Source organism: Mammaliicoccus sp. D-M19 (assembly GCF_022386695.1).
GTDB classification, from domain to species: Bacteria; Bacillota; Bacilli; order Staphylococcales; family Staphylococcaceae; genus Mammaliicoccus; species Mammaliicoccus sciuri.
Genome location: NZ_JAJNHW010000001.1, coordinates 729704 through 749532 on the forward strand (window position 1 = coordinate 729704; position 19829 = coordinate 749532).

Annotated in this window: 21 protein-coding genes; 6 read left to right on the plus strand and 15 right to left on the minus strand. The window is 32.4% G+C overall.

What is annotated here, in order from left to right:
- Positions 1-216: 216 nt before the first annotated feature.
- From LQ675_RS03765 to LQ675_RS03790, 6 genes are all read right to left on the minus strand, one after another.
- The gene (locus LQ675_RS03765; RefSeq protein ID WP_075577728.1) at positions 217-1788 is read right to left on the minus strand and encodes a Gldg family protein; all 1572 of its coding nucleotides are present in this window, start codon (positions 1786-1788) and stop codon (positions 217-219) included.
- A gap of 85 nt (positions 1789-1873) precedes the next feature.
- Positions 1874-2167: a hypothetical protein gene (locus tag LQ675_RS03770; RefSeq protein WP_049319685.1), complete on the minus strand. Its 294-nt coding sequence runs from the start codon at positions 2165-2167 to the stop codon at positions 1874-1876.
- A 68-nt stretch (positions 2168-2235) separates the two neighbouring features.
- Positions 2236-3087: an SA0632 family lipoprotein gene (locus LQ675_RS03775; RefSeq protein ID WP_048541870.1), complete on the minus strand. Its 852-nt coding sequence runs from the start codon at positions 3085-3087 to the stop codon at positions 2236-2238.
- A gap of 70 nt (positions 3088-3157) precedes the next feature.
- On the minus strand, positions 3158-5200 hold the full coding sequence (locus tag LQ675_RS03780; RefSeq protein ID WP_048541868.1) for a cation:proton antiporter: 2043 nt from the start codon (positions 5198-5200) through the stop codon (positions 3158-3160).
- Between the two features lie 18 nt (positions 5201-5218).
- Positions 5219-5656, minus strand: a complete 438-nt coding sequence (locus LQ675_RS03785) for a GNAT family N-acetyltransferase (protein WP_048541866.1) — start codon at positions 5654-5656, stop codon at positions 5219-5221.
- Between the two features lie 11 nt (positions 5657-5667).
- Entirely contained in the window at positions 5668-6420 is a 753-nt protein-coding gene (locus LQ675_RS03790; protein ID WP_075578075.1) for a sulfite exporter TauE/SafE family protein, read from the minus strand.
- A gap of 143 nt (positions 6421-6563) precedes the next feature.
- On the opposite strand from LQ675_RS03790, the gene LQ675_RS03795 reads away from it, so the two are divergent.
- Positions 6564-7247 carry a DUF1129 family protein gene (locus LQ675_RS03795; protein WP_025904720.1) on the plus strand — a complete coding sequence of 228 codons (684 nt, stop codon included), beginning with the start codon at positions 6564-6566 and terminating at the stop codon, positions 7245-7247.
- A 338-nt stretch (positions 7248-7585) separates the two neighbouring features.
- Here LQ675_RS03795 and LQ675_RS03800 read toward each other — a convergent pair whose 3' ends face one another.
- The 6 genes from LQ675_RS03800 to LQ675_RS03825 all read right to left on the minus strand — a co-directional run bounded on the left by LQ675_RS03800 (position 7586) and on the right by LQ675_RS03825 (position 11799).
- On the minus strand, positions 7586-8140 hold the full coding sequence (locus LQ675_RS03800) for a hypothetical protein (RefSeq protein ID WP_239726607.1): 555 nt from the start codon (positions 8138-8140) through the stop codon (positions 7586-7588).
- An 18-nt stretch (positions 8141-8158) separates the two neighbouring features.
- Entirely contained in the window at positions 8159-8686 is a 528-nt protein-coding gene (locus tag LQ675_RS03805) for a GNAT family N-acetyltransferase (protein ID WP_048541861.1), read from the minus strand.
- 114 nt (positions 8687-8800) lie between these two features.
- Entirely contained in the window at positions 8801-9505 is a 705-nt protein-coding gene (locus tag LQ675_RS03810; protein ID WP_239726606.1) for an amino acid ABC transporter permease, read from the minus strand.
- A 5-nt stretch (positions 9506-9510) separates the two neighbouring features.
- Entirely contained in the window at positions 9511-10206 is a 696-nt protein-coding gene (locus tag LQ675_RS03815; RefSeq protein WP_058591661.1) for an amino acid ABC transporter permease, read from the minus strand.
- Positions 10207-10217: 11 nt separating this feature from the next.
- Positions 10218-11045, minus strand: coding sequence for a transporter substrate-binding domain-containing protein (locus tag LQ675_RS03820; protein ID WP_075577726.1), 828 nt, complete (start codon positions 11043-11045; stop codon positions 10218-10220).
- A 10-nt stretch (positions 11046-11055) separates the two neighbouring features.
- On the minus strand, positions 11056-11799 hold the full coding sequence (locus LQ675_RS03825; RefSeq protein ID WP_239726605.1) for an amino acid ABC transporter ATP-binding protein: 744 nt from the start codon (positions 11797-11799) through the stop codon (positions 11056-11058).
- Between the two features lie 189 nt (positions 11800-11988).
- Between LQ675_RS03825 and LQ675_RS03830 the strand changes: the two genes are divergently transcribed.
- Both LQ675_RS03830 and nfsA read left to right on the plus strand, forming a co-directional pair.
- Positions 11989-13272 (plus strand): homocysteine synthase, encoded by a 1284-nt coding sequence (locus LQ675_RS03830; protein WP_048541852.1) that lies wholly within the window; start codon positions 11989-11991, stop codon positions 13270-13272.
- A 142-nt stretch (positions 13273-13414) separates the two neighbouring features.
- On the plus strand, positions 13415-14170 hold the full coding sequence (gene nfsA / locus LQ675_RS03835; protein ID WP_048541850.1) for an oxygen-insensitive NADPH nitroreductase: 756 nt from the start codon (positions 13415-13417) through the stop codon (positions 14168-14170).
- 53 nt (positions 14171-14223) lie between these two features.
- Here nfsA and LQ675_RS03840 read toward each other — a convergent pair whose 3' ends face one another.
- Together LQ675_RS03840 and LQ675_RS03845 are read right to left on the minus strand one after the other, a co-directional pair.
- A complete protein-coding gene (locus LQ675_RS03840) occupies positions 14224-14901 on the minus strand; it encodes an ABC transporter ATP-binding protein (protein WP_048541848.1) in 678 nt (225 codons plus the stop codon).
- A 2-nt stretch (positions 14902-14903) separates the two neighbouring features.
- Positions 14904-15956, minus strand: coding sequence for an ABC transporter permease (locus LQ675_RS03845; protein ID WP_239726604.1), 1053 nt, complete (start codon positions 15954-15956; stop codon positions 14904-14906).
- A gap of 181 nt (positions 15957-16137) precedes the next feature.
- Between LQ675_RS03845 and LQ675_RS03850 the strand changes: the two genes are divergently transcribed.
- Positions 16138-16557, plus strand: a complete 420-nt coding sequence (locus tag LQ675_RS03850; RefSeq protein ID WP_048541845.1) for an OsmC family protein — start codon at positions 16138-16140, stop codon at positions 16555-16557.
- A 55-nt stretch (positions 16558-16612) separates the two neighbouring features.
- Here the strand turns inward: LQ675_RS03850 and LQ675_RS03855 are convergent, their stop codons facing one another.
- Positions 16613-17512: a DNA-3-methyladenine glycosylase family protein gene (locus LQ675_RS03855; RefSeq protein ID WP_058591665.1), complete on the minus strand. Its 900-nt coding sequence runs from the start codon at positions 17510-17512 to the stop codon at positions 16613-16615.
- A 135-nt stretch (positions 17513-17647) separates the two neighbouring features.
- On the opposite strand from LQ675_RS03855, the gene LQ675_RS03860 reads away from it, so the two are divergent.
- A complete protein-coding gene (locus LQ675_RS03860; protein ID WP_048541841.1) occupies positions 17648-18547 on the plus strand; it encodes an ABC transporter substrate-binding protein in 900 nt (299 codons plus the stop codon).
- Positions 18548-19231: 684 nt separating this feature from the next.
- A complete protein-coding gene (locus tag LQ675_RS03865) occupies positions 19232-19789 on the plus strand; it encodes a TetR/AcrR family transcriptional regulator (RefSeq protein ID WP_048541839.1) in 558 nt (185 codons plus the stop codon).
- Positions 19790-19829: the final 40 nt, after the last annotated feature.

Sequence of the window (19829 nt, forward strand, 5' to 3'; positions counted from 1 at the left end):
AAGCGCTTACATCAACTAAAATGCATTTTATATTATTAATAAAAATTTAAATAAAAAGTTACAAATAACTATATAAAATTTATTGAGATACTGCTAACTGTCAGAATTTCGAATTGTGGTAATTAGAATGCGCTAACTTCCATTATTCTGAATTGTGGTAATTAGAATGTACTCACCTAGGGACATTTCTCCAAATTCTGTCCCTAACGACACCCGTTATTGTACATTTAATGTGGTTTTAGCTATCACGTTGCCGCCTGATAAGACTTCAACTTCTACTTCGTTGTCTGCTTCGTTTGCTATTTTGGATTTAAAATACCAATCAGTTACTCCGTTTTTAATTTTTGGTGATACTGAACTTGAAACTCCTGGTGCTTGTCCGTCAAACATACCTACTTCTCGTCCGTCTTTGTTTTTGATAGACAACTGAAATTTATTATTTACTAATTTCGATTCATCGACATGGACTGTTATTTCAAATTTCTCTTGTTTTTGAACGGATGATGGCATTTCAAATGTACCTTGTTCGCTATTGGATGTTTGATTATTATTTTGTTGCTTAGAACTAGACGTCGTTGATTGATCAGCTTTATTTTTTTTACTTTCTGAGTTTGCACCATAACTTCCAGATGCATAAGTTGAGGAATCATACCATTTATAGCCTTGTTTAGGTGTTCCCCAAGGTTCTTTTTCATTTTCTCTACTATTCTCAGGTTGTTCAAAATTCAATAAATTAGTCTTATCATCAAGTTGAACATTCATGGTTGATAAATCTTGGTCATCATCTTTTTTATTTAACCAATCTACAATTTGCATAATCATTTTTTGGTTATCTTCTTCTTTAAATCCATCATAAGTCTTTTTAGTTTCTCCGTTGTCTTCACGTTTATACTTTGGTGACTTGTCTTCTACCATTGAAGAATCGCCTATAAATGCGCCTTTACCTTTAGAAACTTTACTCACAGCAATATATGGACCTTCATTGCGGCCACCACCATTGTATATGCCTTGGTCTACAGCATGATTCCATGCATCATCTTTTGATAATTTAGGAACAAAAGCGACACCTTTTGCTTTATCAGGATCTGTAATGGCGATTGTTGAACCGGCATGCATCGATACTGCTTTAACACCTTTAGTAATTCCGAAGCTATCTTTTTCATCTGCTAAATCATCTACTTTAATGTTACCTAATGCATTGTATCTAAATCTCAAGCCAAACACTTCGTTTAAGAAATCTCTACTTTGAATATCTTTCATCTTATCTGAGGAGCTTTCTTCAGCGTTCATACCTTTTGTAGGATTATCAAAAGCACCTCTTCTATAACCATTCATCACTTCTGAAGAATCATATCGATTAAAGTTTCTATCGGCATTATAATGATCACTAATCATTAATATACTTCCACCAGACTTCACATATTGCTCTATAGCATCTTGTTCACTCGCTTTAAGTGGATTATTAGCCTCTGGAATAACAACGACTTCATAATCTTTCATCTTGTCATAATTTAATAATTGGTTATATCCTAAATCTGTTACTTCATAGTTTTCTTTCGTTAATGCATCAGCAAAATCAGAAAAACCACCATTAATGACCCAATCTGCACTGCCTGCTGTTTGACCATGTGCACTATCAAACAAGACTTTCCCTTTAATGTCATCACTTTTAGGTGATAATACAATTTTTCCATCTTTGCCTTCTTTCTCAGTTACGTCATTTGAACAACCCGCAATAACAAAGACAATCAATGTTATTAAACTAAATATCGAAAGTTTAGACCTCATTATATTCTCCTTATGTATAAAATATGGAGCGAGTGAGAAATCTTTTATACTTAAAAGATTTCATCATCCCGCTCCGTTATGTGTACTATGCTTTTCTAATATATGTTAGCAGTTTAATTGTTACAGGATCAGTATCATAATTTTTAAAGCCTCTAGGAACTTCAATCGTTGCATCAATCAAATCATTAACTTCGTTAAAACGATATGTGACTTGATTAATATTAGATTTGCGATTAAAAATTACTGCTTCTGATGGCCAACTTCTAACCTCACCTGTTGTTGATTGTAATGTTCGACCTGTGATTGTTTCGATTTCATGACCTAATTCTAATAATGTCATTTTTCCGCCTTCAATCAGAACAAATTCTTTTTCGTGCACGATGACATCCCTCTTTTCAAATAATCCTTTGTTGTTTATTCCCTAATACAATTCAATCTAAACGCGACCTATAAATCTAATTTAAATGATTTTACTTTATCAGTTGCATCATCAAATGTAGCAGTTTTACTTACGCCACCGTGTATATTGAAAGTAGCACGGTTATTTTTAAGCGCTTCATAGGCTTTTTGAGAAATTGGAATAGATTTTAAACTTTTTGTCTTTTCTCCTGGCTGATATTCATCTGTATTTTCTTTAGACTTTTTCATGTACTTTTCATTGTGAGAGTCTGGTATAAATGATGCATAATCAGATCGTTGTTTATGACTGCCATCTTGAATAGACGCCGTATTATCATAGTATAACTTATGATTAGATGTATTTTCAGTTAATACTTCATACATCACGACATAACCATTTTTCGCACCATTAAAAAGTAAGACCTGTCCTTCAGGCATGTTATGCACTTGGAAAATTTGCAAATGGTCAATATTGACTTTCATGCCACTGTCTTCAAATTGAAAATGTTTATCTCTAAGATCATGAATGAGTTCAACATCTCCATTTGTTGATGTTCGAATTGTATTAGGAAATGGCTTTTTTGCTGAGTCCTCTTTACTTTCAGTACTTGAAGTTTCTTTTTTATCTTTAGAATCATCTTTGCTTCTTTTAGATTCTTCTGTATCTGTTTGGTTGCTTTTCACTTCATCTTCAAGCTTTTTTAATTGTTCTTCTTTATCTTTAATACTTTCTTTTAACTTTTCATTTTCTTTTTCTAAAGACTTTTTATCTTTTTGATAATCTTTAGTCGATTTCTCTAAAGATTTAATTTCTTGTTCTAGATTTTTCTGTTCATCATCATTACCACACGCTGCTAGAATAATTGATGAGCTCACCATAAGTAAAAGTGCCTTCTTCATAGGTGTCGCCTCCTATATATAGTCTTAAACATTTTACCACACAACATGTAAGCTATCTATTGAAAACAAACTATATGCTGTTACCGAGAACAATCATTTCATCATAATTAACAGATTCTCTTAGTTTGATTGCCATTGAACGACTGACTTTACCTTCTTCTGTTAACTGATTAATCATTTCTCTTTGAATTCTTAATGCGTAAATTTCCATTTCTGTATATACAGCAGTGTGATTGCCTTTGAAGTAATCAGGCGTTAATCTTTCAACTTTGTTCAAGTAAGAATCACATACGATGCTAATTTCAAATTCGTTATTGTCATTCATTTCTTCAGTTAATCTTTTAACAACATTGAAATGCACTTCTTTACTTATAAATCTCATCTCTTTAATGTTACTTTCAATTGAAAGTGAACTTGTAGCACTGATGAATGTTTTAATTTTTCTACGTCTAATAAACAATTTCAACATTAATTTCGCTTTTGTATATAAAGAAGCATTTTTAAATGTAGATGAACGTTCTGTAATTTGTCTGTAGTTATCAAATGTACTTTGAGATATTTTATTTTCTTTAATGAGTTTATCCAACGTATTGAATTCTGTATCAATCGCAATGCGTTGCATACGTTCTAACTCTTTAATATCTTCATCTTTTTCTTCATTTTCTCTTAAGAATGATAATTGCATATGATAACTGCGTGTGATTTTACCGTAAATATAGCTTGTTTCTTTACTGTAAAATTCTTGTAGATTCTCTAATGCACTTTCAATTAATAAAATTTTCGCTTCGTTAAATGTTAGTAAACTTTGATCTTTCGGTTTAGCTTTTGGTGTAACGAGCGGTAATATTAATTGTGCGAGTACAAGACTGATTAAAATAACACCTGTTGCGATAAACAATAGATGATCACGATAAATAAAATCAGTGTGTTCTGACAATTTAAATGGCAACATCAATGCAATTGCTAATGAAATGGTACCGTGAACACCACAAACCGTCATAATAAACGCATATTTAAAGCGATTTGGTTTATCTACTTGAGATTCTGGGGCAATATCTTTACCCGTATTTAACATTTTAGAAAATCGACTTTCTGGTAAATAGAAATATGGATATGAAATAAGCACCCAAATATATCTAAATAGATACACTAATGCAGCTACAAATAATGTAATACCTATCACATGCATAATTTCATGTTGTGGTTCTTCTAATATATTAATCATGACTTCAGGTATTAAGAAACCTAATAAAATAAATACAAAACCGTTTAATAAATAACTCAGTAAATCCCAAGTATGATTATATGTTACTTGCTCTTTCGTTGTTGCTTGAGCAATTCTATCTTTTTCGACACCGTGAATTAAACCTGCAATAACTGCAGCAATAATACCTGATGAATGGAATGTTTCAGCAATAATATAAACTAAAAATGGTGTAATAACCTGGATGAACGTAAGCATATTGCCGTTATTAATACCATTTCGTGTTAAATAAACACGTAACTGTACAACACCATAACCAATGATTAGCCCAACAATTGCGCCACCGATTGCAGTTATAAAGAACTGTCCAACTGCACCGGTTAAGGAGAATGAACCACCTACTAATGCGGCTAATGCAATCTTAAATGATAAGATACCTGCAGCATCATTTAGTAAAGATTCACCTTCTAATATGGTCATAGATCCTTTAGGCAATAATTTACCTTTCGCAATAGCTTGAACTGCTACCGCATCTGTAGGTGAAACAATAGCACCAATCGCGAAACATGCAGCTAATGGTAATTCTGGCCAGATAATATGTAATAAGAAGCCAAGACCAATAACTGTTGAGAATACAAGCACTAATGCCATTGACATAACGGGTTTCAAATACCTCGCTAAATGAACACGCGATACCGAAATACCTTCTAAAAATAGCAACGGTGCAATAATACCTACCATAAATACTTCTGACTCAAAATTTAATTCAACTGGAATTGGAGATAAGAATATAACAAAACCAATTATAATTTGAACAAAACTTAAAGGTATTTTAGAAATATAATGATGTATGATTGAACTTAGAATAATACCCATGATGAACCATAAAAAACCTTCAAATATGGCCATAAAATTCCTCTCTTCTGTTTAAAATAGCTTTTTACGCATAATAACTTTTTCAACTTCGTAGTCCATTGATTCATTTAAATGAATCATTGTTTTATTGTGAGCATGGACTGTTGAAACGATGGTATACGCACCCATATCTTTTGCCCACTTTTCTATTTCTCGTTTCAAAGCGGTTGCTATACCGTTATTTCTTTGACTTTTATCTACGAGAAGGTTGTATATCTTAACCTCTCGATCATGAACATTATATTTCGCCCATATAAAACCGATACATTCATCTTGAATTAAAGCACCTTTCAAAACACTCTTCTCATATTCAAGAGACCGCTTTATCGCCTCATATTCCAATGATGTAGCAAGTTTCAAACTTTGATTTTCCTCTTTAAATGATGAAGCAGCCATTTCACTAATGTTATAAATCATTGCGTCATCTTCTATATTTTTTATGACAACCATTTTTAACCTACCTAATTATTCTCGATTAGTAACTTAATTGCTAAAATAAATATGATAATAAACATCACAATTTTCAGTTTCTTTTCAGGTAAAGAAACCGTTAAACGACCACCAATAAAGCCACCTAGACCTGAACCAAGTGCTAAGCTTATGGCAAATGGCCAATTAACATAACCTTGAAAAATAAAAACAAAAGTAGATAATGATAAGTAAATCGTTATAACTAACGTCTTCATACATTGAACTTCTGCATAAGTCAGTCTTGGCATAATTAAATTTAAAGCGATAATAAATAAAAATCCTACAGCAGCTTGAACAATGCCACCATAAATACCAAGTGCTAGAAAAACAATAATAAGAAGGAAAATTCTAAAGGCAGATAATTTTTCAGATTGTTTTTGTGTATCTTTCCATCTGGTAGGAATAATCATAACGATTAAAACGAGAAGCATAATAATACCTAACATGCGGTTAAAGACAGCATCCGGGAGATTTATAGCGTAATGAACGCCGATAAAAGAGCCAATTAAAGCAGGCACACTTAACATCAAACTCAACTTAACATTTTTCATACCTTTTATGTAAAACACATATAAGCCTAATAAATTTTGAACTAAAATCGCAACCCTGTTCGATGCATTCGCAACAGTAGTTGGTAATCCAAAAAATATAAGTAACGGCAAGACAATTAACGAGCCACCAGCCGATACAATATTAATCGTTCCTGCAAAAATCCCTACTAAAAAGATAATAAATAATGTCATAATCTCCAAGACTACACCACCTGTTACATTTAATAATATCGAAAAATTAATCATCTGTAAAAAGTATAAACCTCAAATTTGTAATGTTTTATTAGAAAATACTTGTTAGAATAAAATTATTGATAACAGAAAGGAAAACGCTGATGAAAAAATCAACACGCGACCTTATAATAGAAAACAACGTAAAACGATTAAGACTCAATAGTCACGATAGAGAAGTTTACGAAAATTATATAACATATGTACGCGCAAATTTGAGCATCAATGAATATGACTCAGAGAAAATGTTGCTCAATATACTTAATCATTTATTAAGTGCCGAAAAAGATGGCATGCATGCCATGGAATTTTTTGAACATGATCCAAAAAAACATGCCGACACGATGATTAGAAATATGCCTAATAGAACATTCCAGAATATATTTAAATTCATCGGATTACACATCCTTATATTGTTAGGTGTCTTCTCATTCATAAGAGGATTCACAGGATTCTTCACACAAGTTGAATTCACTTACCTCTATACTTTCCTCATCACCTTTGTAACAGGATTTACGATGATTTTTATATTTATATGGATGATATTTAAAGTCGTTCAAATACGAATATATAGCGAATCCAATTGGACAACCATGATTACTAATATATTGATATTCGGGACATTAGTTGTGACGATACTAGCCTTTTATTTACCAGGCGTCTATTTACAATTAGGACCTAAAATATATACATCGAATTGGGCATATATCATACTTTCGTTCATACTAACACCACTAGGATTATATATAGATCACCACAGAAAAATAGACCAGCCTGATTCAAGGTAAATAGGACAAGCGAAGCAGGACAATAGAGCAGAACAAGCGGAACCATCATTGATTATGGTTCCGCTTGTTTCATTTAATGTGGTATTAGGAAATTACCAGGCCGATAATTTATTTTATCAGCCTGGTAATCTCATTTTCGGGTCGATAATTTATTTTATCGGCCTGCAAATCTCGTTTTCGGGTCGATATTTATTTTTATCGGCCTGCAAATCTCGTTTTCGGGTCGATATTTATTTTTATCGGCCTGCAAATCTCGTTTCTGGACCGGTAATTTTATTTATCGGTCCACATTTCTTATTTCTGGACCGTAAATTTTTTTATCGGTCCAGAAAGTCACTTCATATAATAAAAGTACTTATATATAGAATTAAAAATATCAATAGTGTTTCAATATTTATAAAAAACACATTTGGACTAATACCTTTTTTGTATCTTGTTACATAATATATAAGTATGCCAATATAATAGACAATCAATAATCCCCATATTAGAAATAATAAGCCTATCCCATATTCATTATTTTGAATTAAATGTATACCAAATAGTAATAGCCAAACTGATTTCAGTATATTACCTACTACTTCTAATGGATCAGACACTATTTTGAACATTTTATCTATTGTTTCTGCTCTAAACAAATTCGTATAAGATATTAAATCACAAATCACTTGAAGAAACATGGATACACTCATCAGTATTGTAAACATCAAACCAAATACCAATACATTGGCATTTAAGTCCCCATCAAGTTTTGCATAATAAATTAAAGGAATTTGGCTAAAACAGATAAAGATTATTGTAAACATCGTATGAATAATATAGAATTTTTCATTTTTAATTAAGTAATTAGCCAATAATAACAAACATATATAAACGCCCAACCCTACTACCATCATACTACTCACCTATCTTTAATAGTTTTCATTTACGATGGCATATAGGTAATGGTCTTTCCATTCGCCATTTATTCTTACGTTAGATCTGTTTAGTCCTTCGCGTATCATGCCTGCTTTTTCTAATACTCTAACTGAACCGATATTTGTTGGTTGTACGCCTGCTTCAACTCTATGAAATCCTAACTCATTAAATGCGATACGAATGACTTCTTTTGCTGCCAATGTTGTAATACCTTTTCCGTTGTATGCAGCGTCTAATGCATATCCCATCATACAGCTTTGAATATTGTGTCTGACGATTGCAAATAAATCTATCGTTCCGATTACTTTATTATCTTCTTTATGTACAATGACATAGTGATAGCCTTTATCTTCTGTCATATCTTGTAAATGTTTGTCTATAATTTTTCTATAATTATAGAGTTGATAGTCTGAATCTTTGCGATCTGCTGCTGAATATGATTCAAATAATGCTCTATTACGTACATCTATATCTAACAATTCACTTGCGTCTGTCATTTCAACTGGTCGGATTTCAATCATGATGCACCCCCGATATTTATTTATCTATTAGTATACACTTATACGATGTAAAGTTATAAAAAATAAGGTCATAGATTAAATTTCCTAGGAAATGATAATCTATGACCTTGCGCTTTATGTTTGATATAAATATTTTCCAACTCTGTTTTCCATCTTGTCAAAAATCCATTCGAAAATGATAGCCATGATCCAATATATTGCACTTGCTATAATATATACTTCAACAAAACGATAACCATCGTTAGCAATAATTTGGCTGATTGCGAGTATTTCTGTTACTTGCACGACAAACGCGATTGCTGTCCCTTTAATTAAAGCAATAAATTGATTACATAAGTTTGGAATTGCATAACCTAAAGCTTGAGGTATCACAATTCTCATGAGTATATGTCGCTTTCTAAGTCCAACTGTTAGTGCCGCTTCTATTTGTTTATCATCAACACTTCGTAAACCGCCACGCATCACTTCTGTCAAATACGCAGCTGAATGTAATGTAAATACAAATAATACGATTGCTAAAGGATTGATACCATCAGGATCAATGTTCCAGTGCCACATTTTGTTTAACCACTCTATTACTACAGGTGTTCCATAATAAAAAGCAAACAACTGAACGATGAGTGGTGTTGATCTGAAGAATGAAACAAATATGACAATGAGTTGATTAATAACTGAATACTTAGCTTGTCTTATTAATGCAAAAGCAGTACCAATCACTAATCCAAATACCATACTGACAACTGCTATTAATAACGTTGTCGGCACACCTTTTAAAATATCTCCAACATGTTCATACATAAAAGGAAAATCTATCGTCAAATTGCTCACCTCATTTGTTCAGTTTGATATGGAATATTGTATTTCTTTTCTAAAAGCATCACGATAAACTCGACTATGATACAGATGACCCAGTAAATGATACAAATCGCGACATATACGGGAAACATACCTAGTCCGTAGTTATTACCGATAATTAAATTCACTTGTCCCATCATATCGATTAAACCGATTGTAAATGCTAATGATGTGTCTTTAATCAGTTCTATAACTTGATTACCGATGTTTGGTAAACTATTTCTAAATCCTTGTGGAATAATAATTCTTAATAAAATTGTACGATCATTAAGACCGACTGTTTTCCCTGCTTCAATTTGTCCTTTATCAACAGAGTTGTATCCAGCTCTCATCACTTCTGATAAATATGAACCAGTATGTAGCGTGAATGTCAAAATAACAAAGAAAAGTCTACTAAAATGATTAATATCAATGTAAACCCACTGCAATATGATCGGTAACGCAAAATATACTAAAAATAGTTGTAATATAAGTGGCGTACTTCTGACAAAGGATACATATAATTTTACGATTTGGGATAGTGCAGGTACTTTTTTGATTCTAATAACTGCTAATACTAGCCCCAATATCATCGCAAATAAAAGAGAAAGAACAGTAATAAACAATGTAATTGGTAGTTTATCCAGTATTTGCGCAAACAAATCTGGCCAAGTGGTAGTTCCCATATGTCTCCTCCTTATAAGCGGTCTTTAATATCATTTAATGACTCTTTATCATCAAATATATTAAATCCAAACCATTTTTTAGATAAGTTCTCTAGCGTACCATCTTCTTTTAATTCTTTAGTTGCTTTGTCTATATCTTTTTGTAATTGCGTATTTTTCTTGTTATATAAAATATGAACAGATTCTTTTGAAACAACGCCACCAACTTTCACGTCAGCATTGAGTTCTTTTTGAATTGCTTGGTAAGTTGTTAAGTTTAAGAACATGGCATCTCTTCTTTTAGATTCAATCATTTTGAAATTTTCACCATTTGAAACTTTATGGATTTCATCAATGTCGATTTGATTTTTATGAGTCTTGTTGTAACCTGTTAAGATTGAATATAAGCCGCCACTCGGTGACATAGGCGTTAGTCTTTTATGTTGTAAATCATCTAAAGTTTCAATATCATTTGTATCATTATGTACAATAAGTGTTGTTAAAGAATAAACATAAGGCTCCTTCTGATACAAGAATTTCTGTTCTCGCTCAGGGGTTTTGAAGAACCAATTAATGCCCATATCAAATTTACCAACACCAATACCAACAACGTTAGATTCTTCTTCTCCAAATTCATATTGGAAATCATATTGTGGTAATTTCTTTTCAAGTTCTTTCATATAATCCATATCGTATCCGACTGGTTTATTATCACTATCTGTATATAAATAAGGCGGATTGACTTCTGCAGATAAAGCCACTTTGACAACTTTTTTGCCGTTATTTTCTTTCGTGATTGTGCCGCAACCAGATAAAGAAATGATGAGCATCATCAAAATCAATAATTTAATATATTTCATTCTTTACCTCCTACAATCCGACTGGTGTTAAACGACTTAAGAATCTTCTCGTACGTTCAGATGCTGGATTATCAATAACGGCTTCCGGTGTCCCACTTTCAATAATTTCACCTTTATCCATAAACACAACTTGATCAGATACTTCTTTCGCAAATTGGATTTCATGCGTTACGATAACCATCGTTCTACCTTCGCTTGCAATTTCTTGAATGATATTTAACACACCTTGTACAGATTCAGGATCAAGTGCTGAAGTTGGTTCATCTAATAACAACACTTCAGGCTCTATACAGAGCGCTCTCACAATACCAACTCGTTGCTGTTGTCCACCTGACAGTTGAACAGGATAAACATCCGCTTTATCATCTAAAGATACTTTTTTAAGATATTTCATAGCTTTTTCTTTAGCTGCTTTCTTCTTCATTCCTTGTCCGTATATCAAACCTTCTGTAATATTTTCTAAAATTGTACGGTTTTTAAACAAATTGTAGTGTTGAAAAACCATTGCGGATTGACTTCTTAAGCGTGTAACATCCTGCTTTTGATAATTTTCTACATTGAACTTACAATTCCCGAGTTCGATTAATCCTTTATATGGTGTTTCAAGCATATTTAAACTTCTTAGTAGTGTCGTCTTCCCCGATCCACTTGGTCCAATAATTGTTGTGACGGTACCTTTTTCTTGTTCAAAATTTATATTCTTCAAAATTTCTTGTGTACCAAATTTATGATACAATCCTTCAACTTTAAGCAAGTCATCCACTCCCGAACGTAATAATATGTTGAATTTATCACAACTATTCTTATAAGTAAAGTCGGTTTTAATTCAAATACGCATTTTAACAGCCTTAATGAATTTTTCTTATCTTTTAACTCGGATTTAATTGAATTTTTTAAATTGTCTGACTATAATGGCATATATAACTTAAGGAGGTAATTATGAATGACACAAGAAAATTGGAATAAAGAGACATTAGCAATTCATGGTGGTCAAGTACCCGATCCTGTAACAGGTTCTACAGCTGTACCTATTCATCAAACAACTTCATATACGTTTAAATCTACTGAACATGCGAAGAACTTATTCGCTTTAGCTGAAGAAGGAAACATATATTCTCGAATTATGAACCCAACAAATGATGTATTCGAGAAACGTATCGCTTTATTAGAAGGCGGACTAGCAGCATTAAGTGTTGGTAGCGGTCAAGCAGCCATTACTTTGAGTATATTAAATATTGCAGAAAGTGGCTCTGAAGTAGTCGCATCTACTAACCTATATGGTGGTACATATAATTTATTTGCTGTAACTTTAAAGAAATTCGGCATTAAAGTACACTTTGTAGATCCAGATGACCCAGCAAATTTTGAAGCAGCAATCAATGAAAACACGAAACTTATTTTCGCTGAAACAATTGGTAACCCACGTATAGATGTATTAGATATTGAAGCTGTTGCTAAAGTTGCTCACGATAATGGTATTCCATTAATCGTTGATAATACATTTGCTACGCCTCACCTACTACAACCAATTAAATTTGGCGCTGACATCGTTGTTCATTCTGCGACTAAATTTATTGGTGGGCATGGTACATCAATTGGTGGTGTGATTATTGATAGTGGTCAATTCAACTGGGATAATGGCAAATTCCCTGGATTAGTTGAACCTGATCCAAGTTATCATGGTGTATCTTATGTCAATGACGTTGGTGCAGCTGCATACATTACGAAAGCACGTGTACAATTGCTGCGTGACATTGGACCAGCACTATCACCATTTAATGCACAACAATTCCTAATCGGACTTGAAACTTTACATTTAAGAACAGAACGTCATTCTGAAAATGCTCAAAAAGTTGCAGAGTTTCTAGAAAATCACGAAAAAGTAAGCTGGGTTAATTATCCTGGACTTAAATCTAATCAATATCACGAACTCGCAACTAAATACTTACCTAATGGCCAAGGTGCTATCTTAACATTTGGTGTTAAAGGTGATTCAGAATCTATTCCCGAATTTGTTGAAGCACTGAACTTATTCTCTTTATTAGCAAACGTTGGTGATTCTAAATCACTTATCATACACCCAGCAAGTACGACACACCAACAATTAACAGACGAAGAACAACTTGCATCAGGTGTTACGAAAGACTTAGTACGCTTATCAGTTGGTACAGAATCTAGTGAAGACATTATTAAAGATTTAGAACAAGCGTTAAATAAAATTAAATAAGCTTCACTTAATAAGCGTTTGGGATGTCATATGATATCCTAAACGCTTATTTTTCTACTCTTTAAAGCACCTTATATGAATATTTTTAATATTTTTGATAACATTTATATATCATAAGTATTATAAAGGAGCACTGAACACAATGAATCAAAGCGTATTTGACTTAACTCAACAGCATCGATCTGTTAGACAGTTTAAAGATGAACCTCTTTCTAAAGAGACTGTAGAAAAATTAGTAAAAGCAGGACAAATGGCTTCAACTTCAAGTTACGTTCAAGCTTATTCTATTATTGGTATTACAGACCCAGAAATTAAACAAGCATTAAAAGAAGTATCAGGGCAACAACATGTTGTCGATAACGGTTATTTATTTGTGTATGTGATAGATTATTACCGTCATAGTTTAATTAACCAAGAAACACAAGGCAATATGCAACCTAGTTTTGAGTCAGCTGAGGGCTTGCTCGTTGGTACGATAGATGTTGCACTTGCTGCACAGAATGTTGCTTTAACTGCTGAAGATATGGGACTAGGTATTGTTTATTTAGGGTCATTACGTAACGATGTTGGTCGAGTGAGTGAGATATTAAACTTACCTGAGCATGTCTTCCCACTATTTGGTATGGCTGTCGGTGTACCGAGTGATGACGATCAAGGTTCACCTAAGCAACGTTTACCATTTGAACATGTCTTCCACGAAAATCAATATAATGCCGACAAAGAGCAACAACTTACTCAAATTAAACAATATGACAAAGATATCCAAGAATATTATGAAAAGCGCACACAAGGTAAACGCTCAGAATCTTGGTCAGAACAAATTAAGAATATGATGAGCAAAAAAACAAGACCAGATATTCTAGAAAAATTAAATCTCAAAGGTTTTATTAAAAAATAAGCACACTAAAAGCGGCTGTGAGATGATTAACATTCTCCAGCCGCTTTTCCTAATTATGATACTTGTTCCTCAATTCTTCCGTCACTTAATTTAATCACTTTATCTGCAAATTCAAATATTCTTTCATCATGTGTAATCATAATACCAATCGAATTATTTTCTTTCACACTATTTTTAATCATTTTTGCTACTTCTATTGCACGTTTTGAATCTAAACTTGCAGTAGGTTCATCTGCCAAAATCATTTTTGGATGATTCATCCAAGCTCTCATAATTGCAACACGTTGTTTTTCCCCGCCTGACAATTCATTTGGATATGATTTGAGTCTATGAGATAAACCAATTTGTTTTAATAATTTTTCAGCTCTTTCTTTAGCATCTTTCTTACGCATGCCAGCCATTTCTCCAACATAAACAAGTTGATCTGTAACATTTAAATATGGTATTAAGTGTGATGATTGAAAGATAAACCCTATTTGATTCAATCTCATATCTGTTAATTTTTTATCTGATAAGTCTACATAATCTAAATCGTCTAATGTTATTTCTCCTGAGCTTTTGCCAAGTAATCCACCAATAATAGAAAGTAATGTAGATTTCCCTGAACCAGAAGCGCCATTCAAAATAACAAGCTGTCCTTTTTCTGCTGTAAACGTAATATCGTTTAATACTTGTGTTTTTGCTTCTTTTTCTCCGAATGATTTTGTAACATGTTCAACAACTAATCCCATTATTATTCTCCTCCTATAGCTTCAAGTGGTTCGATTTTTGTCACTTTAATCAGTGATAGTACGGCGCCGATTAATGAAACAACGATGAATACGGCTACCATTAACATCATTAAGTTTGCGTCAATATAGAATGGCATTGAAACTGGCATCACACTGTTGATGATGAATATAACGGCAATGGATAAGACCACGCCCACTAATGTGATCATCAGAATTTGCAACATTAATGATGCGATAAGTGATTTGTTTTTTGTACCGATTGCTTTTAAAATACCAAATTGGCTTGTTTTTTGAATTGTCATAACATAGAAGAATGCCGTGATAACAATAGCTGAAATAACGAATAAGAATACAATCATCAAGTTCAATGGTTGTTGTTCAGCATTATAACTTGGAATGGCATTTAACATGTCATCTTGTGAAATGACTTTAACATTGTCTACATCGTTGATTTCATTTTTTTGATGATCATTCAAGTTGTCATATGCAATGACTGAAATATGATGACCTTTCAATGTATCCATGCCATTTTTATTTACATAAGCCATAGATGTATGTGAGAACATGATATTATCAGCAAATCCTGAGATTTCAAATGATTGATCGCCTTCTGATAATTTAATTTCGTCCCCTACTTTAAAGCCTTCTGATTTTAATTTCTCATTCAATAACACTTCGTTTTTATTTTGAGGTAAATGTCCTTCTGTTGGTTTCGGTTTAATGTTATTTGTCATTTGTGTAAACATTAAATCCGTTTTTCCACTTTTAGTATCAATTTTTTGCATTGCTGTTTTGACTGTGTCGCCTTTAGCTATTGTATTAACAGCTTCATCAGTTTTCGTCGTAATATTAGACTGACTTAAGTTATTGTCAGCATCACTGGCTATTACGTACGTACTTTTATTCCATTGTTCAATTCCCGATACATTCTCTTTAGCCAATCCTTGTGCTAACGCTGATATAAATAACACTAAAAATGCTAATAAGAATAACATTAATGTTACGAGTAAATATTTAAATTTGTAATAAGTAAGTTCTTTAAGTGCTAGTTTCATGTTTATCCGTTCCTCTCTCTTTAATGTATATATATATCATAACGAGGCAATATGAACTGAATATGAACAAAAAGACATAAAAACAAATTTTTTTATTTTAATGAATAATTATGGGAAAGACGATTTACTAGTCTATATTATTTGAAGTTGATACAATTTAAAAAAAGAGGAGGAGAGCTTAATGATTAAGTCTACTTGGCAAGGTAAGAAAACTTTTAAAGCACAATCCAAATTTGGCCACGACATCATTTCTGATGCACCAACAGAATCAGGTGGAGATGACAATGGACCATCTCCTGTTGAACTTATGTTAAGTGGTTTAGCTGGGTGTACTGGAATTGATGTTACCAATTTAATGAAAGAACGTTTAGCTCAAGTTACGAAATTGGAAATCACTGTAGATGATGAAAGAGAAGATACAACATCTCGATCAGTGAAACATGTCACATTAACATTCGATGTTGAAGGTGAAGTGGATTTAAAAAAATTAAAGCGTTCCATAAAACTGAGTGTCGATAAATATTGTACGGTTGCACATTCTTTAAAAGCAACAATTGAACCAAAACTTATCTTTAATGGTGAAGAACAAACTTTAGACTAAAAAATAAGAGTTGGATGAAATACCCTATTTATCGTAGAGATTTCAATCCAACTCTTTAATTTTGAATATATGGTGCTCGCCATATATAAAATGTTGCATAAGAACTCCACTCATGCCAACCTTCATTTAAACTTAACATTTGTTCTTTAGATGGTTTCTTATCTAAATTCAAGATGTCTTTCAATGCGTTTTGTAAACCAACATCTCCGATTGGAAAAGCATCCTGAACACCTAATGCACGCATCATAACATAATGTGCAGTCCATGGACCAATCCCTCTAATTTTAATCAGTGAACGCTCAATTTCATTCGTATCCTTAATATCCATCAACATGTCTTTAGATAACATTTGAGAATGCATTCTTTTGGCAATATCTATTAAATATTCTGCTTTTCTTCTTGAGAATTTCAAATCCATCAACTCTTGTACTGAAACATTCGCAATCACTTCAACTGTAGGATGGATATAATACGCTTTATGATTATACGTGATTTTCTCGCCATAAGTTTGAACAAGTCTCTTTTTAAGTTGGTATGCAAATGTTAAATTAATTTGTTGACCAATTATGCCCCAGGAAATAGCTTCAAATAAATTTGGAAGTCTAATCAATCTTAAACCATATAATTTACGGATTAATGGCTTTAATATTTCATTTTTCCTACCATATTGGTAAAACGATGATAAATCTGCTGAGAAATCGAACCATTCTTCTATATATGCAATTATTTTTTCGGTAAGTGCTGGATTTACAGAAACATCATTTAAAACCTCAACAATTAAGTAATGACTATGATAATAAATACATATCAACAGTCTCTCGCCATCTAAATTAATTGCACGATAAATTTTATGATCTTCAACTTCAAATAACACTTCATTCTCATCTCTTTTTAAATAATCTAAGCATTTTTCATAGTCGAATATTTTGGGACATTCTATTCTAATTTCATGCATGATACATCACCTCCATCGTTAAAGATATTATGCGTTATTTACAATTAATACACAAATTTAAAATATAAAAATTGATACTATTTAAAGAAATAACATGTTATAATTGAAAGTAATTATCAATTAGGAGAGAGAAAAATGACCAAAAAATTACTTGTATTCCTCGCTACATTGTTACTTGTATTAGCAGCATGTGGCAACAAAGATGATGACTCATCTAAAAGTAAAACTCACAAATATAAAACAGATGAAGGTAAAACAGTTGAAATTCCTAACAATCCAAAACGTGTAGTCGTATTAACAACTAACCAAGGTAACTTCCAAAAACTTGGTGTTGATCCAGTCGGAACAGATGCTGATTTCCCTAAATCAAAATATGTTGACGATAAAGACGGGAAACGTGTTGGTTCTGAAGATGTTGAAGCTGTTACAAAGCTTAAACCTGATTTAATCATTACTTATAATGCTAACCCACAAATAAAAAAATATGAAAAAATAGCACCTACTGTACCATTCGACCACAGTAAACGAACTTTTAAAGAAGTACACATCGAAATCGGGAAATTATTAGGTAAAGAAGATAAAGCTAAAGAACAAATTAAAGAAATAGAAGATATCATGGCTAAAGATGGGAAAGAAGTCAAAGATAAAATCGGCAAAGACAGCACAGTTTCTATAATGGAAGTTGGACCTAAAGAACTTACATTAATCGGTAAGAACTTTGGTAGAGGTTCTGAAGTTATTTATCAAGGATTTGGATTTAAACATCCAGAAGCAGCACAAAAAGACATTCCTAAAGAAGGTTGGTTATCAACTTCATTCGAGAACTTTAATAAATACACTGGTGATTATTTATTAATCCCAACTGAAAATGGAAAAGCACCAAACTCTTCATTAACTAAAGGTAGCATTTGGAAAAATACACCGGCAGTTAAAGACGATCACGTATACTACTATCCAAGAAATGAATTTATGTATTCAGATCCAATTTCAATCGAAAAACAATCTAAATACTTTAAAGATATGTTAACGAAATAATAAAGCAGAGACTAGGTCATAACGACCTAGTCTCTTTTATTATATAAGTATAAGTTATAGAAACTGTTGTGAACACTTCTGGCCAAACCTGTTTGTAACGGAGTTGTTAGTTACAAAACTACTGAGAATTGTTACTATAGACCTCCATAATTACAAAACTCGGACGAATTATTACTATGGACGGCCTTAATTACAAAACTCAGCTGAAATGTTACTATGGACCTCCTTTATTACAAAACTTCGCTGAAATGTTACTATGGACGGCCTTAATTACAAAACTCAGCTGAAATGTTACTATGGACCGCCTTAGTTACAAAACTCAGCTGAATTGTTACTATGGACGGCCTTAATTACAAAACTCAGCTGAAATGTTACTATAGACCTCCTTTATTACAAAACTCTGCTGAAATGTTAATATGGACGGCCTTAATTACAAAACTCAGCTGAAGTGTTACTATGGACCGTCTTAGTTACAAAACTACTGAGAATTGTAATTACTGGTCTCCTTATTTGCACTTCTAGCCAAAACTGCTAATAACGCACTCAGTATTTGCATTTCTCACCAAACTTGCTAATAACAGCACGCTCAATTACAAAACTCGTAACAACTATTCCTCACGACCTCCCTATTTGCATTTCATGAATTTTATGCATACACTGTATATTAAAGGAGTGGAATTTATTTTGACTAAACAAACGGATTTACGTGTGATTAAAACTAAAAAAGCTCTCACAGAAACATTAGTCTCAATACTTAAAGAGAAGAATTTCTCAGATATTACTGTAAATGAAATTTGTCATGCATCTCTTATACATAGAACAACATTTTACAAGCATTTTATGGATAAGTTTGATCTTTTACAATATGCATTAAGCGAATATACGAAAGATTTCTTTGAATTAGATTTATACGATCGTCTGCACCATCCTTTTCAATCGATGGAGAAGGCATTTATCAGTGAGCTAAGTGACGTATTTGAAAAGCAAAAAGATAATAGTGATACTGCATTTATGGATGAACTTATTAAACACTTCATTGAAGTATTTAGTGAAGATTTCAAAAATAATATTGATAAAGTTACGACTCCTACCCACCTACCTCAATCTTTACTTCCGTTTATTTATGGATCTAATTTAGCGGCAATTATACATTGGTCTGAATTAGCAGATGGTGATATAGACTTTGAAAAGCTAGATAAAATATTTAACGAAATCAATATAATTAGCATGAATAACGGTTAATCAATTTCATCATTTGTATATAAAAAACCTTTCAATTTAG